The 20962-nt window shown below is 61.0% G+C and carries 18 protein-coding genes; 9 read left to right on the forward strand and 9 right to left on the reverse strand.

Annotation, left to right across the window (positions count from 1 at the left end):
• Window positions 1–413: HAD-IA family hydrolase (locus tag DYL59_RS07030; protein ID WP_135288517.1), on the forward strand; the 413-nt coding region annotated here is incomplete at its 5' end.
• Between the two features lie 134 nt (window positions 414–547).
• On the opposite strand, the gene DYL59_RS07040 is transcribed toward DYL59_RS07030, so the two are convergent.
• Complete coding sequence (locus tag DYL59_RS07040; RefSeq protein ID WP_135288519.1) at window positions 548–1294, reverse strand: 3-oxoacyl-ACP reductase family protein; 747 nt, start codon at window positions 1292–1294, stop codon at window positions 548–550.
• Between the two features lie 126 nt (window positions 1295–1420).
• Here DYL59_RS07040 and DYL59_RS07045 point away from each other — a divergent pair, with 126 nt between their 5' ends.
• A complete protein-coding gene (locus DYL59_RS07045) occupies window positions 1421–2344 on the forward strand; it encodes a LysR family transcriptional regulator (protein WP_135288520.1) in 924 nt (307 codons plus the stop codon).
• Window positions 2345–2399: 55 nt separating this feature from the next.
• On the opposite strand, the gene DYL59_RS07050 is transcribed toward DYL59_RS07045, so the two are convergent.
• The 3 genes from DYL59_RS07050 to DYL59_RS07060 all read right to left on the reverse strand — a co-directional run bounded on the left by DYL59_RS07050 (window position 2400) and on the right by DYL59_RS07060 (window position 5878).
• A complete protein-coding gene (locus DYL59_RS07050) occupies window positions 2400–3128 on the reverse strand; it encodes an aspartate/glutamate racemase family protein (protein WP_135288521.1) in 729 nt (242 codons plus the stop codon).
• A gap of 12 nt (window positions 3129–3140) precedes the next feature.
• Window positions 3141–4661, reverse strand: a complete 1521-nt coding sequence (locus DYL59_RS07055; protein ID WP_135288522.1) for an NCS1 family nucleobase:cation symporter-1 — start codon at window positions 4659–4661, stop codon at window positions 3141–3143.
• A gap of 482 nt (window positions 4662–5143) precedes the next feature.
• Complete coding sequence (locus DYL59_RS07060; protein WP_135288523.1) at window positions 5144–5878, reverse strand: phosphoadenylyl-sulfate reductase; 735 nt, start codon at window positions 5876–5878, stop codon at window positions 5144–5146.
• 153 nt (window positions 5879–6031) lie between these two features.
• Here DYL59_RS07060 and thrH point away from each other — a divergent pair, with 153 nt between their 5' ends.
• The gene (gene thrH, locus DYL59_RS07065) at window positions 6032–6649 is read left to right on the forward strand and encodes a bifunctional phosphoserine phosphatase/homoserine phosphotransferase ThrH (protein WP_135288524.1); all 618 of its coding nucleotides are present in this window, start codon (window positions 6032–6034) and stop codon (window positions 6647–6649) included.
• 123 nt (window positions 6650–6772) lie between these two features.
• Here the strand turns inward: thrH and pabB are convergent, their stop codons facing one another.
• From pabB to rloA, 4 genes are all read right to left on the reverse strand, one after another.
• Window positions 6773–8116 carry an aminodeoxychorismate synthase component I gene (gene pabB, locus DYL59_RS07070; RefSeq protein ID WP_135288525.1) on the reverse strand — a complete coding sequence of 448 codons (1344 nt, stop codon included), beginning with the start codon at window positions 8114–8116 and terminating at the stop codon, window positions 6773–6775.
• A 182-nt stretch (window positions 8117–8298) separates the two neighbouring features.
• Window positions 8299–9285, reverse strand: a complete 987-nt coding sequence (locus DYL59_RS07075; RefSeq protein WP_135288526.1) for an alpha-L-glutamate ligase-like protein — start codon at window positions 9283–9285, stop codon at window positions 8299–8301.
• Window positions 9285–10817: an osmotic stress tolerance membrane protein RloB gene (gene rloB / locus DYL59_RS07080; protein ID WP_135288527.1), complete on the reverse strand. Its 1533-nt coding sequence runs from the start codon at window positions 10815–10817 to the stop codon at window positions 9285–9287. Before rloB ends, DYL59_RS07075 begins: the two co-directional genes overlap by 1 nt.
• 5 nt (window positions 10818–10822) lie before the next feature.
• Window positions 10823–11359, reverse strand: a complete 537-nt coding sequence (gene rloA, locus DYL59_RS07085) for a retropepsin-like aspartic peptidase RloA (RefSeq protein ID WP_135288528.1) — start codon at window positions 11357–11359, stop codon at window positions 10823–10825.
• Window positions 11360–11631: 272 nt separating this feature from the next.
• Between rloA and DYL59_RS07090 the strand changes: the two genes are divergently transcribed.
• From DYL59_RS07090 to prpD, 6 genes are all read left to right on the forward strand, one after another.
• Window positions 11632–12342, forward strand: a complete 711-nt coding sequence (locus DYL59_RS07090) for a GntR family transcriptional regulator (RefSeq protein WP_135288529.1) — start codon at window positions 11632–11634, stop codon at window positions 12340–12342.
• A complete protein-coding gene (gene prpB, locus DYL59_RS07095) occupies window positions 12339–13232 on the forward strand; it encodes a methylisocitrate lyase (protein ID WP_135288530.1) in 894 nt (297 codons plus the stop codon). The genes DYL59_RS07090 and prpB overlap by 4 nt, the downstream gene beginning before the upstream one ends.
• A 40-nt stretch (window positions 13233–13272) precedes the next feature.
• On the forward strand, window positions 13273–14400 hold the full coding sequence (prpC, locus tag DYL59_RS07100; protein ID WP_135288531.1) for a bifunctional 2-methylcitrate synthase/citrate synthase: 1128 nt from the start codon (window positions 13273–13275) through the stop codon (window positions 14398–14400).
• A 201-nt stretch (window positions 14401–14601) separates the two neighbouring features.
• A complete protein-coding gene (acnD, locus tag DYL59_RS07105) occupies window positions 14602–17196 on the forward strand; it encodes a Fe/S-dependent 2-methylisocitrate dehydratase AcnD (RefSeq protein WP_135288532.1) in 2595 nt (864 codons plus the stop codon).
• 11 nt (window positions 17197–17207) lie between these two features.
• The gene (prpF, locus tag DYL59_RS07110; protein ID WP_135288533.1) at window positions 17208–18398 is read left to right on the forward strand and encodes a 2-methylaconitate cis-trans isomerase PrpF; all 1191 of its coding nucleotides are present in this window, start codon (window positions 17208–17210) and stop codon (window positions 18396–18398) included.
• A 200-nt stretch (window positions 18399–18598) separates the two neighbouring features.
• Window positions 18599–20083: a 2-methylcitrate dehydratase gene (gene prpD, locus DYL59_RS07115; RefSeq protein WP_135288534.1), complete on the forward strand. Its 1485-nt coding sequence runs from the start codon at window positions 18599–18601 to the stop codon at window positions 20081–20083.
• A gap of 150 nt (window positions 20084–20233) precedes the next feature.
• On the opposite strand, the gene DYL59_RS07120 is transcribed toward prpD, so the two are convergent.
• Window positions 20234–20962: an alanyl-tRNA editing protein gene (locus DYL59_RS07120; protein ID WP_135288535.1), complete on the reverse strand. Its 729-nt coding sequence runs from the start codon at window positions 20960–20962 to the stop codon at window positions 20234–20236.

The raw sequence follows: 20962 nt of genomic DNA on the forward strand, positions 1-20962 counted from the left end.
GGGGCATGCCCGGCGCCGAAGCCTTGGTGCGGCACTTGAAGGCGCACAATATCCCGATTGCTGTGGGCACCAGTTCGTCGCGCAATTCGTTTGGCCACAAGACCACCTTGCACCGCGAGTGGTTTGGCTTGTTCGACACCATCGTCACCGCTGACGACCCGGAAGTGGGCGCGGCCAAGCCTGCACCGGATATCTTCCTCACTGCTGCGCGCCGCCTGGGTGTGGCGCCTGAGGACTGCCTGGTGTTCGAGGATTCGCCGTTTGGTGTGACGGCGGCGAAGGCTGCCAACATGACGGCCATCGCTGTGCCTGATGAGGCCATGGCGGACAGCAAGTATCACCATGCTGACCAGATCATTCGCAAACTCGCAGAGTTTGATTTGGCGGCGTATGGCTTACCACCAATGCGCTGAATAAAACGCGGTAAAAAGTGTGGGAGCGGGCTTGCTCGCGAAAGCGGAGTGTCAGTCGACAGATTAATCGACTGATCCACTGCATTCGCGAGCAAGCCCGCTCCCACATTTGGTTTTGCAGTGTTCCTGGCAGCTTAGGCGCTGAAACCACCATCGATGGTCAAGCTCGCACCCGTGATGTAACCGGCCTCTGGGCCTGCAAGATAAGCCACGAAGCTGGCAATCTCTTCAACATGGCCATACCGGCCCACCGCCATCAACCCAATCAAGCTCTCGGCAAAATCACTGTTTGCCGGGTTCATATCGGTGTCCACCGGCCCAGGTTGCACATTGTTGATGGTGATGCCCTTAGGCCCCAGGTCGCGCGCCAAGCCTTTGGTCAAGCCCACCAGCGCTGCTTTGCTCATCGCATAGGGGCCGCCACCGCCAAAGGGCATGCGCTCGGCGTTGGTGCTGCCGATATTGATCACCCGGCCGCCGTCACCCATGTGCCTGGCCGCTTCCTGGGTGGCGATAAACACGCTGCGCACGTTGATTGCCAGGGTCTGGTCAAAGTCTTCCAGCTTGAAGTCTTCCAGCGGTGCGATGGCCAGTACACCGGCGTTGTTCACCAGGATGTCCAGGCGCCCAAAGGCTTCGACGGTGGCGTTGACGGCGTTGCGGATTGCTTCGGCACTGGCGCTGTCGGCGTGGATCGCCAGGGCCTTGCCGCCTTCGCTGATCACGCTGTTTTGCAGTTCTTCAGCCTTGGCGGCCGAACTCACGTAGGTAAAGGCAACTGCTGCACCCTGCGCGGCGAGGCGCTTGACGATGGCGGCGCCGATGCCGCGGGAACCGCCTTGAATCAAGGCGACTTTGCCGCTGAGGTTTTGTGTGGTCATGTCGATCTCCTAGCTGTTCAAGGCGGAATGCCTTGTTGTTGGAGCCGAGTATCGACCTCACCGACCCACCCCGGTAGACCGTGATTGCTATAGTCTGTGTAAACCAAAAGTTTAGAGTGGGGTGAGATGGAAAGCTTTGGCAGTATCGAATGCTTTGTGCGCAGCGCTGAGGGTGGCAGTTTTGCCGAGGCAGCGCGGCACTTGAGCCTCACCCCGGCAGCGGTCGGCAAGAGCGTCGCCAAGCTGGAGGCGCGCTTGGGGGTGCGCCTGTTCCAGCGCAGCACCCGGCGCCTTACCCTGACCGAAGCGGGCAAGCTGTTCCTCGACGAAGTCAGTGGCAGCCTCACCACCATCCAGAATGCCGTGGCCAACCTGGCCAGCGCCGAAGGGCGGCCGGTGGGCACGCTCAAGGTCAGCATGGGCACGGTGTTTGGCAATCGCTATGTGGTGCCGCTGTTGGGGGCGTTCATGCAACGTTTCCCGGATATCAGCCCGGACTGGCATTTTGATAACCGCCAGGTGGACTTGATCGGCCAGGGCTTTGATGCGGCCATCGGCGGTGGATTCGAGCTGCCTCAGGGCGTGGTGGCGCGCAAGCTCACGCCTGCACACCGCGTGTTGGTGGCCTCGCCGGATTACCTCGCGCGGTGCACGTCGGTGCGAACGCCCGAAGACCTGTCCCACTGCCACGGCATCCTTATCCGTTCGCCGCAGACCGGGCGTATCCGCTCATGGCAACTGACCAGCCGCGAACGTGAACACCGCCCATTGGTGCTCAAACCCAGCATGACCATGAGCGACTCCGAAGCCGCCTGCTGCGCCAGCGCCCAGGGTTTGGGGATTGCGTTGGTGAGCATGCCGATGGCCGTGCCGTTTCTGGACAGTGGCGCGGTGGTGCGGGTGTTGCCGGATTGGTATGTGGATGACGGCAACATTTCCATCTACTACGCCGAGCACAAATTGCTGCCGGGCAAGACGCGGGCGTTTGTGGATTTCATCATCGAGCAGTTTACCGAGCAGCGGTTAGGTCAGCGGTTCAGCGCAATCTAAAACTGTACACGGCTCAAAATGTGGGAGGGAGCAAGCCCCCTCCCACATTGGATCTTCAGCGGCCGAACTCGCCCGGCCAGCCAATCACCTTCTTCGGCCTCGGCGTCGCATAAGTCCTGATCTTCGACGTCGACAACCCCAACCGCACCAGCGACTCGGCAATCGTCACCGCCGCCGTTACCCCATCCACCACCGGTACACCGGTACGCTGGCGGATCTGCTCATCCAGCCCAGCCATGCCGCCGCAGCCAAGGCAGATCACCTCGGCCTTGTCTTCGCTGATCGCCAACTCGGCCTGACGTACGATGGCCTCCATGGCGGCCAGCGGGTCTTCTTCCAGCTCCAGCACCGCCATGCCGCTGGCCCGCACCGAGGCGCAACGCTGGTAGAGCCCGGCGAGTTTCAGGCGGTCTTCGATCAGCGGCACGGTACGGTCCAGGGTGGTCACCACCGAATAGGCGTGGCCCAGGAACATTGCAGTGCTGGCGGCGGCTTCGGTGATGTCCACCACTGGCACGTTCAACAACTCCTGCAAGCCTTCACGGCCATGTTCGCCATAGCCGGCCTGGATCACCGCATCGAATGGCTGGTCGTAGGCCATCACCCGGTCCATCACCGCTATAGCCGCCAGGTAGCTTTCAAAATTGCCCTCCACCGACTCCGCGCCGAAGTAAGGCGTGAGCCCGACAATCTCAGTACCCGGTGCCGCCACGGCTCGTGCCTGCTGGGCAATGGTGTCGGTGATGGATTCGGTGGTGTTGACGTTGACCACAAGGATACGCATGGGAGGTCCTTATTAATGACTGACGTTATCGACGGCAATGCTTTCGCCACTGACATCGGCGTAGAACGGCTGGCGCTTGGCGATCAGCAGGTACAGCAACCCTGCAATCCCGGCGCCAAACATCCAGGAAAACGGTGAGACGCTGGCAAAACCAGGCAGCAGGGCTAGCAGAATGGCGATGACCGCTGCAGGAATAAATGCCGCCACGGCGCGCAAATTCACCCCGCGGCTGTAGTAATAAGCCCCGTTCGGGTCTTCGCTATACAGCTGCAACACATCTACCCGGCTTTTACGGATCAACCAGTAATCGACCATGATCACCCCGTACAACGGCCCCAGCAGCGCGCCCAGGCCGGAGAGGAAGTACACGATCACCAGCGGGCTGTTGTAGAGGTTCCACGGCAGGATCAGCACCGCCACCATGGCGCTGATCAACCCGGCGCGACGGAAGTTCAGGTACTTGGGCGCCAGGTTGCTCAGCACAAACGCCGGTGCGACAAAGTTGGCCATGATGTTCACCGCCACGGTGACGATCAGGAACGCCAGGCAACCCAGCACCAGGAAGAAGGTATTCGGGATAGCGGCGATGATTTCGGTGGGGCTTTCGATCACTCGGCCATTGAGCTGGAACTGCCCGCCGCACAGCAGCACGGTGATGGCGGCAAACACCAGGATGTTCACTGGCAGGCCCCAGAAGTTACCCACCTGGATGGTCTTGCGGCACGGCGAGGAGCGGGCGAAATCGCAGAAGTTGAGGATCAGCGTGCCGTAGATCGCCAGCCACAACGCGCCACCGGCAAAGATATTGCGCCACATCTCGCCGCCGCTCAGCGGCTCGCGGATCGACCAGGCAATGTTGCCGCCGGTCTGGAAATACATCCAGCCGGCCAGCGAAGCCACCGTCAGCAGGATCACCGGCCCGGCGAAGCCTTCATAACGGCGCACCATCTCCATGCCGTAAGCCAGGATCACCAGTTGTACCAGCCAGATCGCCACGAAACAGGCCCAGCCCAGGGACGACAGGCCGAGGATCGAGTCGTGGTCGTATTCGGCAAAGCCTGGATGAATGGCCGTCAGCAACACGCGGAAAACCACCGAGGCCAGGTAGGTCTGAATACCAAACCAGGCGATCGCGATCACTGCACGGATCAACGCCGGAATCTGTGCGCCGTGGATACCAAAACTAATGCGGCTGATCACCGGGAACGGCACACCGGTTTTCTGGCCCATATAGCCCGACAGGTTCATGAAGAAGTACACCAGCGCCGCCCCGATGCCGAGGGACAACAGAATCTGCCAGCCGCCCAGGCCCAATGCATACAGGCCAATGGCGAAGGAATAGTTGGCGATGTTGTGCACGTCGTTGGTCCACAACGCAAAGATGCTGTAGCGGCCCCAGCGCCGACCTTCGACCTTGGTAGGCGCCAGGTCCTTGTTGTGCAGGCGCGGGCTTAGGACCAACGGGCCGGGGGCCGTGGTGTTCAGGGAGGAGGGCAGATCCAGTGCGATGTTATTCGAGAGGCTTGTACGCATTCCGGCAGGCTCCAGCTCATCAGCGAGCGAGCCGCAGATGGCAAAGTGTATGTAGGTTTTGTATTTATTGTATACAAAGCTCTTTTCACCTTAAGCCACATGCGTGCCAGTTTTCGATCTATGAAAGCCTTGGGTAATTTCGTTTTTATAGGTTGTTTTAGTAACTTGCTGAATTAGAAGAAATATAAATTGACCGTTTGAACAGGTATTTATTTTTCGGTGGGAACAAGGCGATTCGCGAAGGTGAAACAGAGGAGGGCAGAGGTGTTACGCAATGGTGCAAGCCAAGAGAAATTGCACACATAAATGGCACCGATGGTTACAGGTATGTGTACATATTGAATTGGCAATGCGAAACAAATGTGGGAGCGGGCTTGCTCGCGAAAGCTATGTGCCAGTGATGAATACATCAACTGATACACCGCTTTCGCGAGCAAGCCCGCTCCCACACAAACCGCGCCGACCTGTTTATCGCATCAGCTTCACGCCTTGCTGATGATATTCCCCGCATGCAGCCCGCATTCCTTCTGCGTGGCCTCTTCCCACCACCAGCGCCCCTCGCGCTCATGCTGGTTCGGCAGCACCGGGCGCGTGCACGGCTCGCAGCCAATGCTGATAAACCCGCGCTCATGCAGGCTGTTGTATGGCAGCTCCAACATGCGGATGTAGCCCCAGACTTCCTCGCTGGTCATCTGCGCCAGCGGGTTGAACTTGTAGAGCGTGCGCTCCGGCGTGGAGAACGCCGAATCGATCTCCAGCGCCGCCACCTGGCTGCGGGTGCCGGGGCTCTGGTCGCGGCGCTGGCCGGTGGCCCAGGCGCTCACGCCAGACAGCTTGCGGCGCAGCGGCTCGATCTTGCGCACGCCGCAGCATTCGCCATGGCCGTCCTTGTAGAAGCTGAACAGGCCCTTTTCCTTGACGAAGGGTTCCAGCTTGCTCTGGTCTGGCGAGATCAGTTCGATGTCGATGTTGTAGAACTCACGCACCTGCTCGATAAACCGGTAAGTCTCCGGGTGCAGGCGACCGGTGTCGAGGCTGAACACCTTGACGTTCTTGTTCAGCTTCCAGGCCATGTCCACCAGCACCACATCCTCGGCGCCGCTGAAGGAAATCCACAGGTCATCACCAAACTGGCTGAAAGCCAGCTTGAGAATGTCCTGGGCAGACTTGTTGGCATAGGTCGCGGCGAGTTCGGCGACGTCGAAAGCTTGGTTCATCAGGACGGTTCCTACAAGGTCAGTGGCGCTGAGCGCTCTATAGGGAAGCGATGGTATCAAAATCCGCTCTGCGTTGCGGCGGCGAGCTTGAATCGCTAGAGTTCGGCAGTCCTTTTGCTCGCTCAACCAACAACATCTAAATGGGAGTGTCTTGTGGAAATTGCCTGTCTCGACCTGGAAGGGGTACTGGTTCCGGAAATCTGGATCGCCTTCGCCGAAAAAACCGGTATTGAATCCCTGCGGGCCACCACGCGGGACATTCCCGACTACGACGTGCTGATGAAGCAACGCCTGCGCATCCTCGACGAACATGGGCTCAAGCTCGCCGACATCCAGGAAGTGATCGCTACCCTCAAGCCGCTGGACGGCGCCATCGAGTTCGTCAACTGGCTGCGCGAGCGCTTCCAGGTGGTGATCCTGTCCGACACCTTCTACGAATTTTCCCAGCCTTTGATGCGCCAACTCGGTTTCCCGACCTTGCTGTGCCACCGCCTGATCACCGACGAAACCGACCGGGTGGTGAGTTACCAACTGCGCCAGAAAGACCCCAAGCGCCAGTCGGTGCTGGCTTTCAAGAGTCTGTACTACCGCGTGATCGCAGCGGGCGATTCCTACAACGACACCACCATGCTGGGCGAAGCCGACCGTGGGATTTTGTTCCATGCGCCAGAGAATGTGATCCGCGAGTTCCCGCAGTTCCCGGCGGTGCATACGTTTGAGGATTTGAAGCAGGAATTTATCAAGGCATCGAATCGGCAGTTGAGCCTGTAGGTTATGCGGCGTGGCTGATGGCCTTATCGGGGGCAAGCCCCCTCTCACATTTGACCGAGTACATCCTTTGGAATGCGATCGAGTGTGGGAGGGGGCTTGCTCCCGATGAGGCCAGCCCAGTCACTACAAACCTTCCAGTGTCTGCAACAACACCCGCACCTTCGTCAGCGACTCCTGATACTCCGCCTCCCACTCAGAGTCCGCGACAATCCCGCCGCCGCCCCAGCAGCACACTTGCCCGTCTTTAACCAACAAGCTGCGGATGGCGATGGAGCTGTCCATCTCGCCGCGCACGTCCAGGTACACCAGTGAGCCGCAATAGAGCCCGCGTCGAGTCGGCTCCAACTCATCGATGATCTGCATCGCGCGGATCTTCGGCGCGCCGGTGATGGAGCCGCCGGGGAAGCTGCCGGCGATCAGGTCGAGGGCGTCTTTGTCGTCGGCCAATGTGCCGATGACGCTGCTCACCAGGTGGTGCACGTTGGGGTAGCTTTCCAGGCTGAACAGCTCTGGCACGCTCACCGAGCCGGTGCGGCAGGTGCGACCGAGGTCGTTGCGCAACAGGTCGACGATCATCAGGTTTTCGGCGCGGTCCTTCGGGCTGGCCAGCAGTTCGGCGGCGTTGGCGGCGTCTTCCTCGGGCGTTAAGCCTCGGGGGCGGGTGCCTTTGATCGGGCGGGTTTCGACTTGTCGCTCGCTGATGCGCACGAAGCGCTCTGGCGACAGGCTCAACACTGCGCCGTCATCCGGCAGGCTCTGGAACCCGGAGAACGGAGTAGGGCAAGCCTCGCGCAAGGCGCAATAAGCCGCCCACGGATCACCGCTGCACGGCGCACGAAAGCGTTGGGCAAAGTTGACCTGGTAACAGTCGCCGGCCTGGATGTAGTCCTGGATGCGCACAATGGCCTGGCGATAAGCCTCGGCGGTGAGGTCCGGGGCCATGGGGCCTTGGAGTTTGAAGGTAGCCGGGGTATCGAGGGTCTGTGCGCTGAACAACCCAATCAGGCGTTGGCGCTCGCTATCGACACATGCCGGATGGAAGACAAGCTGGCTGGTCTGCGCCTGGTGATCGCTGATCAGCGCCCAGGCGTATAGCCCAAAGCGTGCATCCGGCAGGTGCAGGTCGTCGGTGGCCAAGGTGGGCATCTGCTCCAGATGGCGGCCGAAGTCGTAGCTCAAATAGCCGATCAAACCGCCGGCAAAGGGCAGTTCGTACCCGGCGGGTAAATTCGCCTCACCCAGTTGCGTGAGGTTTTGCCGAAGACGTTGCAGGAAATCGCTGCCGCTTTCGTTGGGCGATACGGTCAAGGTTTCCACAGGCCATGCGCTGAGCAGGTCGTAACGCCCGCGCTCGGCAGCGGGCCGGCCGCTGTCCAGCAGCACAGAGCCTGGTGCATGGCGAATGGCCGCAAAATACTCGGCGGGGTTGGCTCGATAGGGCAGTGGGTGTACGGAGCAGGTCGACATGCGTGGGATGGATCAGCCGTTGGCTTGGGGGAGGAGATTGTAGTCTGCCGAAGGGTTTGGTCCTAGAGCGCGGTTTCAAATGTGGGAGGGGGCTTGCCCCCGATAACGGTGTGTCAGCGAGCATATTTGTTACTGAACTACCGCTATCGGGGGCAAGCCCCCTCCCACATTGGATTGGGTGTTTAGCCTTCAACCGGCGGAATATGCCCAAACATTTGCTGCACGAACTTCACCCGTTCTTCCGGGGTTTCCGTCACGCCAGCGGCCTTCAATTCTTCCAGGCGCGCTTCCACCGCATGGGTGCGCAAGGTCAGCCCGCAATCATTGGCAATCTGGATATTCAGCCCCGGTCGCGCATTCAGCTCCAGGATCAGCGGGCCTTTCTCCTGGTCCAGCACCATGTCCACGCCGATATAACCCAGCCCACACAACTCATAGCAACCTGCCGCGAGTTTCATGAAGCCGTCCCAGTTGGGCAGTTGTACGCCATCCACCGCGTTGGTGGTATCAGGGTGCTTGGTGATGATGTTGTTCAGCCAGGTGCCCCGCAGCGTCAGGCCGGTGGCCAGGTCTACGCCCACGCCAATGGCGCCCTGGTGGAGGTTGGCCTTGCCGCCGGACTGGCGCGTCGGCAAGCGCAGCATGGCCATCACCGGGTAGCCCATCAGCACGATGATGCGGATATCCGGCACGCCTTCGTAGCTGATGCTCTTGAAGATCTGGTCGGGCACCACGCGGTATTCGATCAGCGCGCGGTCGCGGTGGCCGCCCAGGGAATACAGGCCGGTGAGGATGCTGGAGATCTGATGCTCGATCTCTTCATGGCTGATGATCTTGCCGGACACCGTGCGATAGCGCCCTTCAAACCGGTCTGCCACCACCAGGATGCCGTCACCGCCGGCGCCCTGGGCGGGTTTGATCACGAAGTCGCTGCGCCCGCCAATGATCTCGTCGAGCTTGTCGATTTCCTTTTCGGTGGAGATCACCCCGTACATTTCTGGCACATGGATACCAGCGGCGATGGCCCGTTCCTTGGTGATGATCTTGTCATCCACGATCGGGTACAGGCTGCGCTTGTTGTACTTGAGCACGTAGTCGGCGTTACGCCGGTTGATGCCCATGATTCCCCGCGCTTCCAGGGCCTTCCAGGTCTTCCAGAAACCGAACATTACTTATCAGCCTTCAAGAACGCCTTGAAACGCACCAGTTCCGTCAGGCGGTAGCCGCGATAACGTCCCATGGCCAGCATGAAGCCCACCAGGATCAGCAGGATCGCCGGGAAGGTGAACACGAAGTACACCAACTCCGGCACGCTCATGATCAGGTGCGCCAGGGACGCGGCGAACAGCGTACCAATCGCCACTTTCAGCGCATGGTTGGCGCCGCGTTCTTCCCAAGTGATCGACAGGCGTTCGATGGTCATGGTCAAAATCACCATCGGGAACAGCGCCACCGACAAGCCGCGCTCCAGGCCCAGCTTATGGCTGAACAGGCTGATGGCCGCGATCAGCACCACCACGAATGTGAGCACCACCGACAGCCTTGGCAGCATCTGCAGCTTCAAATGTTCCAGGTATGAGCGCAACGACAGCCCCAACGCCGTAATAATCGTAAACAACACAATCCCAAAGCCCAGCTGCGTCTCGCGGAATGCCAGGGCAATCAGCACCGGGGTGAACGTGCCCAGCGTTTGCAGGCCGATCAGGTTGCGCAGGATCAGAATCACCAGCACGCCAATCGGGATCATCACCATGATCATGAAGGTCTGCTGGGTTTGCAGCGGCAGGCCGTACAGCGAGTATTCGAGGAAGTTGGCGTCGGTGTTCTCGTCCGTCAGCTTGGCCAGGCGAATCGCGTTCATTTCGCTGTTGTTCAGGCTGAACGTCACCATGGCTTTCTTGCCGCCATCGACGGTGATCAGGTTTTCATCACCGGTCCACCACAGCAGGCGGTCGGAAGGCAGGCCTTGTTCGCCGGTTTCCGGGTTGAAGTACAGCCAGTCATTGCCGTTGAAGCTGCGCAGCCACAGTTCCGGGGTTTGCGGCTGGTCGGCCACCAGGCGGATGGTGTGGACTTTTTCCACCGGTACGTGGGCGATGGACAGCAGCAATTCGACGATCTTGGCCTTGTGCGGCGTGGACGGGTCGCCCGCCAGCAGCAGCTTCACATTGTCGTCGTTGAGGTTGTTGGTGCGCTTGATGGCTTCGGTGATAAAGGTCTCGACGTCGGCCGAGTGCTGGCGGATCGGCGCCAGCAGGGCTTCGGCGGCGATTTTCTCGGGGCCTTCCACGGCGATGCTGTCGCGGAACGTCGGGCCTTTGACCTTGACCTTTTCGCCGCTGTAGCGCTTGGTCAGCACCAGGCGGTAATACAGGGTCTGGTTGCCCTTGGCGCGGCGTGCCGACCAGGTGACCTTGCGGTTGCCATCGGTGCGGTTGACGCTCACCCCGTAGTTGTTCGAGATAAAACTCTCATTGAGGCTCACGAAGTCGCGGCTCAGCGGCGGCACGAACATCTGGATCTTCACCGGGTCCTTGGGGTTGGCGACGAACTCGACCTTGGCGTCGATGTTCCACAAGTCGTCGGTGGCGTCCTCGGTGACGGGGATCCCCAGCACGAAAATCTGATAGGCGGTGACCGAAATACCCAGCACCACCAGGATGGCGATCAGGATTTTCAGGTGCAGGGTAAGAGAGCGCATTCGGTTTACTCGGCGGTATGAGCGTCGGCGGCGCAGGCAGGTTTGCCTGCTGCATATTTAAGACTGGGGTCGACCAGCGCATCAAAGCGTTTGAGCGCTTCGGAGCCGATCAGCAGCGGATATTGGAATGCGCTGCGGTCAGTCAAGTTCACTTCGATGCTGCGTAGAGCAGTGCCCATGCAGATATCCAGCGCAATCACTGGGCGGGCGGTGTAGTTCTTGTCCTCATCGGGGTCGTAGTCACCGGCGCGGCGCTTGATCTTGCTGACGCGGGCCAGCGGGCGTTCGATGGGGTGGGAATGGGCGGTGTCGATGGCCAGGTAGAAGCGCACCCAGGATTCGCCATTGCGCTTGAAGCGCTTGATATCGCGGGCACTGAGGGAGGCGGTCTTGGCGCCGGTGTCCAGTTTGGCGGCGACTTCCAGGTCGATGCCGGCCAGTTGGGCGTATTCATTGAGGCCGTACACGGTCTTCTCGGCGGCAACGCCAAGGCCTGGTGTCAGCAGCAGGCAGAACAATAGAAGGAAGGGCTTGAGTCTCATAAATCCTGAGGCTATGCAGTGCGATGTGTGGTTCAAGGCGACTGGCATTACTGCGCAAACTCCCTCGTACGCCGTTTCATCCAGTGATGTCAGGCAAAAGCGGCGGGCATTCTAACATGATGCTTTTCTGGCGCCAGCGCTGGCAGGCGGCCATGCCCTTGAAGGGTGCAGAAGTGGTTATTAGACGATTGTCGACAATGTTCATTTATTCTTTGACTAACAGGGGCTGATTGGCTAGTTTTTGCCACATTGATTTTAAAGGTGTCGACAATATGCTGGATCAATCGGAAGCCGTGGTGGCGATGTCGGACGAATCCCAGACAATGTCGGAGAACGTCTTCCGTCGTATCCAGGCCGCCATCGTCAAGGGTGAGATCGCCCCCGGCAGCAAAATCTCCGAGCCGGAACTGGCCCGCACCTACGGCATCAGCCGTGGCCCGCTGCGTGAAGCCATCCACCGCCTGGAAGGCCAGCGCCTGCTGGTACGGGTTCCCCATGTGGGCGCACGGGTGGTGTCGTTGAGCCACGCCGAACTGATCGAGCTTTACGAAATTCGCGAGTCCCTCGAAGGCATGGCTTGCCGCCTCGCGGCCGAGCGTATGACCGATGTTGAAATCGAAGAGCTGCGCCAGGTGCTCCACACCCACGAGCGTGACGAAGCCTTCCAGGCGGGCCTTGGCTATTACCAGCAAGAAGGCGACTTCGATTTTCATTACCGGATAATTCAAGGCGCCGGCAACCGCACCCTCACGCAAATGCTCTGCGGCGAGCTGTACCAGTTGGTGCGCATGTACCGCATCCAGTTCTCCGCCACCCCCAATCGTCCACGCCAGGCCTTCGCCGAGCATCACCGCATTCTTGATGCGATTGCCGACCGCGACGGTGAGTTGGCCGAACTGCTGATGCGCCGCCACATCGGCGCGTCCAAACGCAACATTGCCCGTCATTTCCCAGGCGGTGCTACTGATAGAGGTGAGTCATGAGTTCGAACAATAAAAGCACACCCGGCCAGCGTTTCCGTGACGCGGTCGCCAGTGAACATCCCCTGCAGGTGGTCGGCGCGATCAACGCCAACCATGCGTTGCTGGCCAAGCGTGCCGGTTTCAAGGCGATCTACCTGTCGGGTGGCGGTGTTGCCGCCGGCTCCCTCGGCCTGCCGGACCTGGGCATCACCGGCCTGGATGACGTGCTCACCGACGTGCGCCGCATCACCGACGTGTGCGACCTGCCGCTGCTGGTGGACGTGGACACCGGCTTCGGCTCCTCGGCGTTCAACGTGGCGCGCACCGTCAAGTCGATGATCAAGTTCGGCGCTGCCGCCATCCATATCGAAGACCAGGTGGGCGCCAAGCGCTGCGGCCATCGCCCAAACAAAGAAATCGTGTCCCAGCAGGAGATGGTCGACCGCATCAAAGCCGCCGTGGATGCGCGCACCGATGACAGCTTCGTGATCATGGCGCGCACCGATGCCCTGGCCGTGGAAGGTTTGGAGTCGGCCCTGGAACGTGCCGCCGCCTGCATCGAAGCTGGCGCTGACATGGTGTTCCCGGAAGCCATCACGGAACTGGAGATGTACAAGCTGTTTGCGTCCAAGGTAAAGGCGCCGATCCTGGCCAATATCACCGAGTTCGGCGCCACGCCGCTGTACACCACCGAACAACTGAAATCGGCGGATGTTTCCATCGTGCTGTACCCGCTCTCGGCGTTCCGCGCGATGAACAAGGCGGCCGAAAACGTCTACACCGCGATCCGTCGCGACGGCACCCAGCAGAACGTGATCGACACCATGCAAACCCGTATGGAGCTTTACGATCGCATCGACTACCACACCTTCGAGCAAAAGCTCGACGCGCTGTTCGCAGCCAAGAAGTAAAGAACAGCCTCCCTAATAAATTCAAGATTGGAGAACCGACATGGCTGAAGCAAAAGTACTGAGTGGTGCCGGCCTGCGTGGCCAGGTGGCCGGGCAGACGGCATTGTCCACCGTGGGCCAGGCCGGAGCCGGCCTGACCTATCGCGGCTATGACGTGCGCGAACTGGCCGCCGATGCGCAGTTCGAGGAGGTTGCCTACCTGCTGCTGTACGGCGAATTGCCGACCCAGGCCGAACTGGCCGACTACAGCGCCAAGCTGGCCAAGCTGCGCGACCTGCCCCAGGCCTTGAAGGAAGTGCTGGAACGCATCCCCGCCGACGCCCACCCGATGGACGTGATGCGCACCGGGTGTTCGTTCCTGGGCAATATCGAGCCGGAGAAAGACTTCAGCGCGCAGCGCGACGTCACCGACCGCCTGCTGGCCGCGTTCCCGGCGATCATGTGTTACTGGTACCGCTTCAGCCATGATGGCAAACGCATCGACTGCGTGACCGACGAGCCAACCCTCGGCGGCCACTTCCTGCACCTGCTGCACGGCAAGACGCCGAGCGAGTTGCACGTCAAGGTCATGAACGTGTCGCTGATCCTCTACGCGGAGCACGAGTTCAACGCCTCCACCTTCACTGCCCGTGTGTGCGCCTCGACCCTGTCCGACCTGTATTCCTGCGTCACCGCGGCCATCGGCTCCCTGCGCGGCCCGTTGCATGGCGGCGCCAACGAAGCGGCAATGGAAATGATCGAGCGTTTTTCGTCGGCTCAAGAGGCGGTCGAAGGCACCCTGGGCATGCTGGCGCGCAAGGACAAGATCATGGGCTTTGGCCACGCGATCTACAAAGACAGCGACCCGCGCAATGAAGTGATCAAGGGCTGGTCGAAAAAACTCGCCGACGAAGTGGGCGACAAGGTGTTGTTCCCGGTTTCCGAAGCCATCGACAAAACCATGTGGGAACAGAAAAAGCTGTTTCCCAACGCCGACTTCTACCATGCCTCGGCGTACCACTTCATGGGCATCCCGACCAAGCTGTTCACCCCGATCTTCGTGTGTTCGCGGCTGACTGGCTGGGCCGCGCATGTATTCGAGCAACGTGCCAACAACCGCATCATCCGTCCAAGCGCCGAGTACACCGGCGTTGAGCAGCGCAAGTTCGTGGCAATCGAACGTCGCTGAGTAAGAAGACCGACGATCCTGAAGTGGAAGCCGGATCAAAGTGTGGGAGGGGGCTTGCTCCCGATGGCAGTGTGTCAGTTGACACATGTTTCAACTGAACCACCGCTATCGGGAGCAAGCCCCCTCCCACACTTGGATCGCATTTCAATTCTGGATTGGCGCTGGTCTTCCTTTTGCAACTACCGTGACCGAGTCCTGACGATGAACACTGAATTTCGCAAACCGCTCCCCGGCAGCCGCCTGGATTTCTTCGACGCCCGTGCGGCTGTCGAGGCGATCACCCCCGGCGCCTACGCCACCTTGCCTTACACCTCCCGCGTCCTGGCCGAGAACCTGGTACGCCGTTGCGACCCGGCCACCCTCAACGCGTCCCTGAGCCAGCTGATCGAACGCAAGCGCGACCTCGACTTCCCCTGGTTCCCGGCCCGCGTGGTGTGCCATGACATCCTCGGCCAGACCGCCCTGGTGGACCTGGCCGGTCTGCGCGATGCCATCGCCCTGCAAGGTGGTGACCCGGCACAGGTCAACCCGGTGGTGCCGACCCAACTGATCGTCGACCACTCCCTGGCGGTGGAAGCCGGGGGTTTCGACCCGCAGGCGTTCGAGAAGAACCGCGCCATCGAAGACCGTCGCAACGAAGACCGTTTTCACTTTATCGAGTGGACCAAAAAAGCCTTCAAGAACGTCGACGTGATCCCGCCGGGCAACGGCATCATGCATCAGATCAACCTGGAGAAAATGTCCCCGGTGATCCAGGTGCGCGACGGCGTGGCCTTCCCGGATACCTGCGTCGGCACCGACAGCCACACGCCCCATGTGGATGCCCTGGGCGTGATCGCCATCGGCGTCGGCGGCCTGGAAGCCGAAAGCGTGATGCTTGGCCGCGCCTCGTGGATGCGCCTGCCGGAAAGCGTCGGCGTAGAGCTCACGGGCAAGCTGCAACCAGGCATCACTGCCACCGATATGGTGTTGGCGCTGACCGAGTTCCTGCGCAAGCAAAAAGTGGTCGGCGCCTGGCTGGAGTTCTTCGGCGAAGGCGCATCGGCACTGACCCTCGGCGACCGCGCGACCATCTCCAACATGGCCCCGGAATACGGTGCCACGGCGGCGATGTTCTACATCGACCAGCAAACCATCGCCTACCTCAAACTCACCGGCCGTGAAGACGAGCAAGTCACCCTGGTGGAGCAATACGCTCGCCACACCGGCCTGTGGGCAGACGACCTTAAAGGCGCGCAATACGAGCGTGGCCTTACGTTTGACCTGTCCAGCGTGGTGCGCAACATGGCAGGCCCCAGCAACCCGCACGCCCGCGTGGCCACCAGCGACCTGGCGGCCAAAGGCATCAGCGGCCAGTGGGAAGAAGTGCCCGGCCAAATGCCCGACGGCGCCGTGATCATCGCCGCCATCACCAGTTGCACCAACACCAGCAACCCGCGCAACGTGATTGCCGCAGGTCTGCTGGCGCGCAATGCGAACAAGCTGGGGCTGACTCGCAAACCCTGGGTCAAATCCTCATTGGCGCCGGGTTCGAAAACCGTGGCCATGTACCTGGAAGAAGCTGGCCTGGGCCATGAGTTGGAGCAACTCGGCTTCGGCGTGGTGGCCTTTGCCTGCACCACCTGCAATGGCATGTCTGGCGCACTCGACCCGGTGATCCAGCAGGAAATCATCGACCGCGACCTGTACGCCACTGCCGTGCTCTCGGGCAACCGCAACTTCGACGGGCGTATCCACCCGTACGCCAAGCAAGCGTTCCTCGCCTCGCCGCCGCTGGTGGTGGCCTACGCCATTGCCGGCACCATCCGTTTCGATATCGAAAAGGACGTGCTGGGCCTGGACGCCAGCGGCAAGGAAATCCGCCTGCAGGACATCTGGCCGAGCGACGAAGAGATCGACGCCGTGGTCAAGGCAGCGGTGAAGCCCGAGCAATTTCGCAAGGTCTACATCCCGATGTTCGCCATCCACGAAGACACCGGCCCGAAAGTTGCGCCACTGTATGACTGGCGCCCGCAAAGCACCTACATCCGCCGCCCGCCTTACTGGGAAGGCGCGCTGGCCGGGGCCCGTCCGCTCAAGGGCATGCGCCCCCTGGCAGTGCTGCCGGACAACATCACCACCGACCACCTGTCGCCGTCCAACGCCATCATGCTCGACAGCGCCGCTGGCGAATACCTGGCAAAAATGGGCCTGCCGGAAGTCGACTTCAACTCCTATGCCACCCACCGGGGCGACCACCTGACCGCGCAACGCGCCACCTTCGCCAACCCGAAACTGTTCAACGAAATGGTGCTGGAAGACGGCAAGGTCAAGCAGGGCTCCCTGGCGCGCATCGAGCCGGAAGGCCAGGTCACGCGGATGTGGGAAGCCATTGAGACGTACATGGAGCGCAAGCAGCCGCTGATCATCATCGCCGGTGCCGATTACGGCCAGGGTTCGTCCCGCGACTGGGCGGCCAAGGGCGTGCGCCTGGCGGGTGTGGAAGCGATTGCCGCCGAAGGCTTCGAGCGCATCCACCGCACCAATTTAGTGGGCATGGGCGTGTTGCCGTTGGAGTTCCTGCCGGGCACCGATCGCCATACCTTGAAGATCGACGGCAGCGAAACCTATGACGTGGTCGGCGCGCGCACCCCGCGTGCGCAACTGACCTTGGTGATCAACCGCAAGAATGGCGAACGTGTCGAAGTGCCGGTGACCTGCCGCCTGGACACCGCCGAAGAAGTCTCGATCTACGAAGCCGGTGGCGTGTTGCAGCGTTTCGCCCAGGACTTCCTGGAATCGGCGGCGACGGCCTGAAGAGGATAACCATGGCACACGTAGCGCAAATCAAGATCCCCGCCACCTATATGCGTGGCGGCACCAGCAAGGGCGTGTTTTTCAGCCTCACGGACCTGCCCGAATCGGCGCAGGTACCGGGCGCTGCACGCGATGCCTTACTGCTGCGGGTGATCGGCAGCCCCGACCCCTATGACAAGCAGATCGACGGCATGGGCGGCGCCACCTCCAGCACCAGCAAGACGGTGATCTTGGCCAAGAGTACCCGCGCTGATCATGACGTGGACTACCTGTTCGGCCAGGTCTCCATCGACAAGCCGTTCGTGGATTGGAGCGGCAACTGCGGCAACCTGTCGGCGGCAGTGGGGTCGTTTGCCGTGAGCGCTGGCTTGGTCGACCCGGCCCGCGTGCCCCACAACGGTGTGGCCGTGGTGCGTGTCTGGCAGGCCAATATCGGCAAGACCATCATCGCCCATGTGCCGATCACTGACGGCGCGGTGCAGGAAACCGGTGACTTCGAACTGGACGGCGTCACCTTCCCGGCCGCCGAAGTGCAGTTGGAATTCATGGACCCGGCGGCAGAAGAAGAGGGCGGCGGCGGCTCGATGTTCCCCACCGGCAACCTGGTGGACGACCTGGAAGTACCCGGCGTTGGCACCTTCAAGGCCACGCTGATCAATGCCGGTATCCCGACCATCTTCATCAACGCCCAAGACCTGGGCTACACCGGCACCGAACTGCAAGGCGCGATCAATAGCGACCCGAAAGCCCTGGCAATGTTTGAAACCGTACGGGCCTACGGCGCGCTGCGCATGGGCCTGATCAAACACCTGGACGAAGCCGCCCAGCGCCAGCACACGCCCAAGGTGGCGTTTGTGGCCAAGCCAGCGGACTACGTGGCCTCCAGCGGCAAGGCGATCAAGGCCGGTGATGTGGACCTGCTGGTACGCGCGCTGTCCATGGGCAAGTTGCACCACGCCATGATGGGCACGGCGGCGGTGGCCATTGGCACGGCGGCGGCGATTTCCGGGACCCTGGTCAACCTGGCGGCCGGTGGTGTGGAGCGCAATGCGGTGCGCTTTGGCCATCCGTCCGGTACGTTGCGCGTGGGGGCTGAGGCGAGCCAAGTGAACGGCGAATGGGTGGTGAAGAAGGCCATCATGAGCCGTAGTGCGCGGGTGTTGATGGAAGGTTTTGTGCGCGTCCCTGGCGACTCATTTTAGCGACATGCACCGGCCCAATGTGGGAGCGGGCTTGCTCGCGAATACGGTGGATCAGTCAACACATCTGTGGCTGACACGCCGCATTCGCGAGCAAGCCCGCTCCCACAAGGGGTCATCTATTCCAAGGCAGGCATCCAAGATCTGCATTTTGACAACCGTGACCCTGAGGACTATCCCAACCCATTTTTTGGAGCACTGCCATGAGCGCCAACGTCGACCAGAACAACCGCCCCGACTACGACCAGGTGTTGCAGGACATCGCCGATTACGTCCTCAATTACCGCATCGACTCTCAGGACGCACTGGACACCGCCCGCAACTGCCTGATGGACACCTTGGGCTGCGGCCTGCTGGCCTTGCGTTTCCCCGAGTGCACCAAGCACCTGGGGCCTATCGTGGAAGGGACGGTGGTGCCGTTCGGCGCCCGTGTACCGGGCACTTCGTTGCGCCTGGACCCGGTCAAAGCCGCCTGGGATATCGGCTGTATCGTGCGCTGGCTCGACTACAACGACACCTGGCTCGCCGCCGAATGGGGCCACCCCTCGGACAACCTCGGCGGCATCCTGGCCGTGGCCGATCACCTGTCGCAAAAGCGCGTGGCCAATGGCGATGCGCCGCTGACCGTGCGTGCAGTGCTGGAAGCCATGATCATGGCCCACGAGATCCAGGGCGTGATTGCCCTGGAAAACGCCTTCAACCGTGTCGGCCTCGACCATGTGTTGCTGGTGAAAGTCGCCTCCACCGCGGTGACCGCCAAGCTGATGGGCGCCAACCGTGAGCAACTGTTGGCGGCGTTGTCCCATGCCTTTGTGGATGGACAGGCGCTGCGCACCTATCGCCATGCGCCCAATGCCGGTTCGCGAAAGTCGTGGGCGGCCGGGGATGCATCGAGCCGTGGCGTGCGCCTGGCCGATATCGCGCTGCGCGGGGAAATGGGGATTCCAGGTGTACTAAGCGCACCGCAGTGGGGGTTCTATGACGTGCTGTTCAGTCATACCAACAAGGACCTGGCGCTCAAGCCCGAAGACAAACGCAGCTTCAGCCTGTCCCAACCCTATGGCACCTACGTGATGGAAAACGTGCTGTTCAAGATCAGCTTCCCCGCCGAGTTCCATGCACAAACCGCCTGTGAAGCGGCGGTGACCTTGCACCCTCAGGTGAAGGATCGCCTGCATGACATCGAGCGTATCGTCATCACCACCCATGAATCGGCGATTCGTATCATTTCCAAGGTCGGCCAATTGGCCAACGCCGCCGACCGCGACCACTGCCTGCAATATATGACCGCCGTGCCGTTGGCATTTGGCAACCTGGTGGCCGAGCACTACGAGGATGAGTTCCACGCGGCGCACCCGGTCATCGATCAGTTGCGCGACAAGATGGTGATCGTCGAAGACTCCCGTTACAGCCGCGAATACCTGGAAGCCGACAAACGCTCCATCGCCAACGCCGTGCAAGTGTTCTTCAAGGATGGCTCCAGCACCGAGCAAGTGGCGGTGGAATACCCCATTGGCCATCGCCGTCGCCGGGCGGACGGCATCCCGTTGCTGGAAGACAAGTTCAAGGCCAACCTGGCCACGCGGTTTACCGCACAGCGCAGTGGCGAGATTTTTGCGTTGTGCAAGGATCAGGCGAAGCTTGAGGCCACACCGGTCAACCGGTTCGTGGACCTGTTCGTAATCTGACCAACAGTGCATGTTGATCTGTGGGAACCCGATCAATGTGGGAGCGGGCTTGCTCGCGAAGGCGGTGTGCCAGTCACCTAAAATGTAGCTGGCACACCGCATTCGCGAGCAAGCCCGCTCCCACATGTGGACCGTGTACGGTTTCAGAATCTATTCAAACCGCAAGATTACCCGGCGGTTGTGCTTGCTCTTCTTCTCGATCTTCTCGCAAAACACCCGGCCGATTTCCTCGGTGTTGATCACATGGGTGCCCCCACACGGCTGGATATCGATACCGGAAATTTCAATGACCCTTACCGAGCCCTGAACCACCGGCGGCGCGACGGCCTGGGTGCGGGTGATCTGCAACAGCGTGGAGTACTCCGAGGCGGGCATGGACAGGGTTTTTACCGGGTGGCCCTGCTCGATCAAGACGTTGAGGTCGCGGGTGATGCTGTCCTTGTCGAGGGTCATCTCTGGCAGGTCGAAATCCAGGCGACCTTTATCAGCGCTGATGCTGCAACCGGTCACAGGGGCGTCGATGATCGAGCACAACAAGTGCAGGCAGGTGTGCATCTTCATGTGCTGGTAACGCCGGTCCCAGTCGATGCCAGCTTCCACCTGCGCGCCCGCGACCAACTGCGAAGGCCATTGCTCTACCTGATGCCAGATGATCGAGCGCAGCACCGGGTCGCGCACCGTGCCGGTAACCTCGATCCGCGTGCCGTCCTCGAACGTGAAGTGCCCGGTGTCGCCTGGCTGCCCACCGCCTGTGGGGTAGAACAAGGTGTGCTCCAGGGCGACGCCGTGTTCACTGACGGCAATCACCCGTGCGCTGAAGGCGCTCTGGTAGGGCGCGCTGTCGTACAGCGCGAGTGTTTCCATGGTGTGCACAGACAT

This window comes from Pseudomonas kairouanensis (genome assembly GCF_004682055.1).
Lineage (GTDB): Bacteria > Pseudomonadota > Gammaproteobacteria > Pseudomonadales > Pseudomonadaceae > Aquipseudomonas > Aquipseudomonas kairouanensis.